The 3,722-nt window shown below is 42.3% G+C and carries 6 protein-coding genes and 1 pseudogene; 5 read left to right on the plus strand and 2 right to left on the minus strand.

The window, feature by feature from the left end; genetic code table 11:
• Positions 1 to 230, minus strand: a 230-nt coding sequence (locus IC21_RS12040; protein WP_035180912.1) for a helix-turn-helix domain-containing protein, incomplete at its 3' end; no start/stop codon positions are given.
• Positions 231 to 318: 88 nt separating this feature from the next.
• On the opposite strand from IC21_RS12040, the gene IC21_RS17025 reads away from it, so the two are divergent.
• The 5 genes and pseudogenes from IC21_RS17025 to IC21_RS12055 all read left to right on the plus strand — a co-directional run bounded on the left by IC21_RS17025 (position 319) and on the right by IC21_RS12055 (position 3,096).
• On the plus strand, positions 319 to 459 hold the full coding sequence (locus IC21_RS17025) for a ribbon-helix-helix domain-containing protein (protein WP_013858507.1): 141 nt from the start codon (positions 319 to 321) through the stop codon (positions 457 to 459).
• A 143-nt stretch (positions 460 to 602) separates the two neighbouring features.
• Entirely contained in the window at positions 603 to 1,385 is a 783-nt protein-coding gene (locus IC21_RS12045) for a DUF2268 domain-containing putative Zn-dependent protease (protein WP_029143109.1), read from the plus strand.
• Between the two features lie 196 nt (positions 1,386 to 1,581).
• Positions 1,582 to 1,839: a hypothetical protein gene (locus IC21_RS12050; RefSeq protein WP_014096209.1), complete on the plus strand. Its 258-nt coding sequence runs from the start codon at positions 1,582 to 1,584 to the stop codon at positions 1,837 to 1,839.
• A 154-nt stretch (positions 1,840 to 1,993) separates the two neighbouring features.
• Positions 1,994 to 2,074 (plus strand): annotated as a pseudogene (locus IC21_RS17715) (YjcZ family sporulation protein); the annotation flags it as partial.
• A 641-nt stretch (positions 2,075 to 2,715) separates the two neighbouring features.
• Complete coding sequence (locus IC21_RS12055) at positions 2,716 to 3,096, plus strand: mannosyltransferase YkcB-related protein (protein ID WP_455709019.1); 381 nt, start codon at positions 2,716 to 2,718, stop codon at positions 3,094 to 3,096.
• Between the two features lie 326 nt (positions 3,097 to 3,422).
• On the opposite strand, the gene IC21_RS17400 is transcribed toward IC21_RS12055, so the two are convergent.
• On the minus strand, positions 3,423 to 3,722 hold a 300-nt coding region (locus IC21_RS17400), incomplete at its 5' end, for a hypothetical protein (RefSeq protein ID WP_235801119.1).

Raw genomic sequence — 3,722 nt, forward strand, 5'->3', positions numbered from 1 at the left:
GAATCCACTTCTTTTAGGAATGGAAATTCACTTTTATATTTTGCAGGAGTCGGAAACTTTTGCTTTTTAAGCGATTCTTTATCATCCTTGTACTTTTCATACGTTTCTTTGCGTTCAGCTAACATCTTATTGTAGACAAAGCGAACACAACCAAATGTCTTAGCTAATAATGCGGATTGTTCTTTGTTTGGTAACAAACGAAACTTGAAAGCTTTGTTTTGCTTGGCCATATCCATTCACCTCACTTTGTGCGAAAAAATTTTGTATATATTGATTATATCGTAAAAAAATCCGTATAATCAATATGAGGTGATAATCATGAGAGAAGAGAAAGAACGTGTAGAAATTCGTATGCCTAAGACGATATTAGAAAAATTGAAGCAATATCAAAAAGAAAATGGGATTCCAACTAGAACAGCCGCAATCTTAGAATTGTTGAGAAAAGGATTGGAAAAATAACTTTGGCTAAAGCCAACCGAAATTCATCTCCCACCTACTCATTGGTGCGATTCGCACCTTCACATTCCTTGAGGATGGGAGACTTCTTTCGGAAAGCCGTTAAAAACATACTTTGGTTAAGAAAAAGCAATGGAGGAAGGCATATGAGCGTTGTTAAAACGGACAAGTGGCTGCGCCAATTATATCACCGGCCGGCAGCGATTTGTGAAAAATTCAAAGCGCATTTTAAAGGCGCAAGTGCTGCGGAAATTTATGACTATCTGGCCTATCATGGCATGTACCAGCCTGAAAATAACGGAGCCGCGATTGTCCGGCAATTGCAAAACCTTCATGTTTGGGAAATCGCAAAAAATGAATTTCTCTGCTGCAAAAAAGAATGGGATGGGCCGGATGTCCCGATTTATATTTTTCCGTCCGACTCCGCCAACTTACTGATTCAAAATGAATTTAACGGAAAAGCAGGATTAGCCTTTAAAGATCAATTATTTTTATTCGTTTCTCCCCGGAACAGTGAAACGGAAATCAGGTCATTATTTATCCACGAATATAACCATGTTTGTCGGCTTACAAAATACCCGAAAGAGGAGGCCGATTATGTTTTATTGGATACGATTATTTTAGAAGGGCTAGCAGAAAATGCAGTCAGGGAAAAATTCGGGCACAAATACGTTTCATCCTGGGCCTTTTCTTATTCCAATGACGAAATGGAGAAAATATGGAGACAATACGTGTACCCGCACAGAGACATTCAAAAAACAAAACAGCAACATCAGGAGATTTTGTACGGCTCCCGTGTTTACCCGAAAATGTCCGGTTATTGCGCCGGATACTACCTCGTCAAGCAATATCTTGAAAAAACCGGCCTCTCCGTAAAAGATGTGCTCAAAACCGATGCAAAGGTTTTGGCACAAATCGATTCCATGTAAGTTTTACCCGATAACCGCATCCCTGAACATGTGGTTATCTCCAAAGTACAAATCGATTTCAAGTCATTTTCATCCCTGCACCTGGGTTTCAAAATCCCGCACGATAATTCCACAAAAAGCCTGATCGTTTTGTCCACCGTATCCGCCGGCAAAAATCATATACTGTACAATTCCTAAAGGATTGGAGGATATTTTTATGTCATATCGTCACTTCCATGCACTATGCCATCGATACAGGGGCAGAGCGGTCCAAATCCGGACGGTTGATGGACGGATCCATAGAGGCATTATTCATCATGTGAGCGGAAACAGAGTGTTCCTTCGGCCGCTTGGAGGCCCCCGCAATCTTGGCGGATTTGGCTACGGAGGCTGGGGTTGGGGATGGGGATTTGGCTGGGGCATTGCCATCGGTTCAATCGCTGCTTTGGCTTTAATTCCTTTCTTCTTCTGGTAAGAAGTTTTTGCGGCATTTTTAGAAGCAGATAGGACTGGCGCAGCCCGGCCGGTGATAATCGGGTTCAGCCATGTACGGATTTACAGAAAGCGCCCTCCCCTTATGGAGAATTTCACATAGTATGTTATGGCTATTTCGAAAGGAGGTTAAAAAGATGTCTGATGGAGGCGTTTACAGTGGCGGTTTCGCTTTAGTCGTCGTATTGTTTATCCTGTTGATCATCATCGGTGCCTCATATGTCGGCGGTTACGGCGGCGGTTATGGCGGATATGGGGGCTACGGCGGGTATTTTTGGTAAGCCATGCAATGAAGTAAGGTTCTCCGGCATTTAATGCCTGTTTTCCATGCCCCCCTCACATGCTCGAAAGTTGCACGGAAAAAGGGAATGCTGCCTTATACAGCTTTATCATGAGAGCCGGAACAAAACCGGAGTACGCATTGTGCTCCCGGTTTTGTTTTTAGGGTTTTCTTATCATTAAAATGCCCATTAAATGATTGGGTGGACAAGCCGGCCGTTTTTGCAATCCTCGCTGTCCCTGTTTCCATTAATACCGATTCATCAACGATTCAGCTATCTAATCACGAAGCCGGCATCCGCTGGACATCCAAATCAAATTGCGATAACGCCATGCTTAGCATGATCATGAGTTAAGGATCGCTTTTTCGCCTCCGCACCAATCTATAAATCTTGCGGCAAAATTCGGTCTGTCCCCCCCTACCGAAACATTCAGGCGAAATTAAGAAAAATTTAAAAGAAGCCCTCTAGACTAAGTTTCTGTAATAAACCCCAAAGACACAGGGTGGATTTCCTGGAAGGTCTGAATCCAAAAGTAAAAAGATTGTGAAGTTGTTACAAAAAGGTGCATCAACATACACTTGGGTCGCTGCAACGGTAAGTGCGCATCTCCGGCGACTTATCAGCTTGCAACAGATCAACCCGTGATGGACATCGGCGGTTTTACAGGAAGTGACCCGGCCCCGACCCTTTCCGCGTTTAAAAAATATGTCCGGCAAGGGAAGATCCACTACTTTATCAATAATGGAAGAGGCTCCTTCGGCAATATGAAACAAATGGGCAAAACCTTGCAAGATGGCAATACAAATGGCAAAAAGGTTGAAAACAATGCCCCAAATGGCGCCATGGGCAGAGGTTCCAATACAAGCTCATCGATCACCAGTTGGGGTCAAAAGAACTTTAAATCAAAAACAGTTGATGGCGTTACCCTTTATGATTTGACACAGCCAAAATCGAAGTAAGCTCTATCGTGAAGACTATCCAAAAAGTTACAGACGGTGAACGCTGTCATTCATTGCGTTCACCGTCTTTTAGTCTAATGACTGGCTAATGATCACTGATGCATTCTTGTTTTTCTTAATGGGGTTTCTTCCAATTCAACGCTGGGAGGATGATTCCCGGCATTTGCCAAAAGAGATTTTTTCACACTTTGCGACTTTCGGTTTATTTTTTCAATGAAATTGGCCTGTCCCCCTTAAAAAATACCAAAAAAAGACGATAATTTTACTAGACGGATTTGACAGGATTTAGGGTATTTTGATAGAACAAGGGCCAAAAGAATGAAATTTTAAATTTCAGGAACCCTGGAGCTGGCGAAAGATCCAATTGGAAAGGAGATTGAAATGAAAAAAGGCTTAGTCATACCACTTTGTTTTGCAGTATTATCCACTCCTGCTTTTGATAAAACGGTACAGGGCGTTTCACTGACAAAAATCCTACATAGTTCAAGTGTACAAGCCGCAGCAAAAACAGAGACAAAATATGTCAATGTTGATACGGAGGTAATTGCGATGTTACAGACTCCTTGTAGCCCAAGGGTTTGAAAAAAGGATAAAAAAATTTTCCCCCTAAAAAGAGGGGGAAACAA

Source organism: Heyndrickxia coagulans DSM 1 = ATCC 7050 (genome assembly GCF_000290615.1).
Taxonomy (GTDB): domain Bacteria; phylum Bacillota; class Bacilli; order Bacillales; family Bacillaceae_C; genus Weizmannia; species Weizmannia coagulans.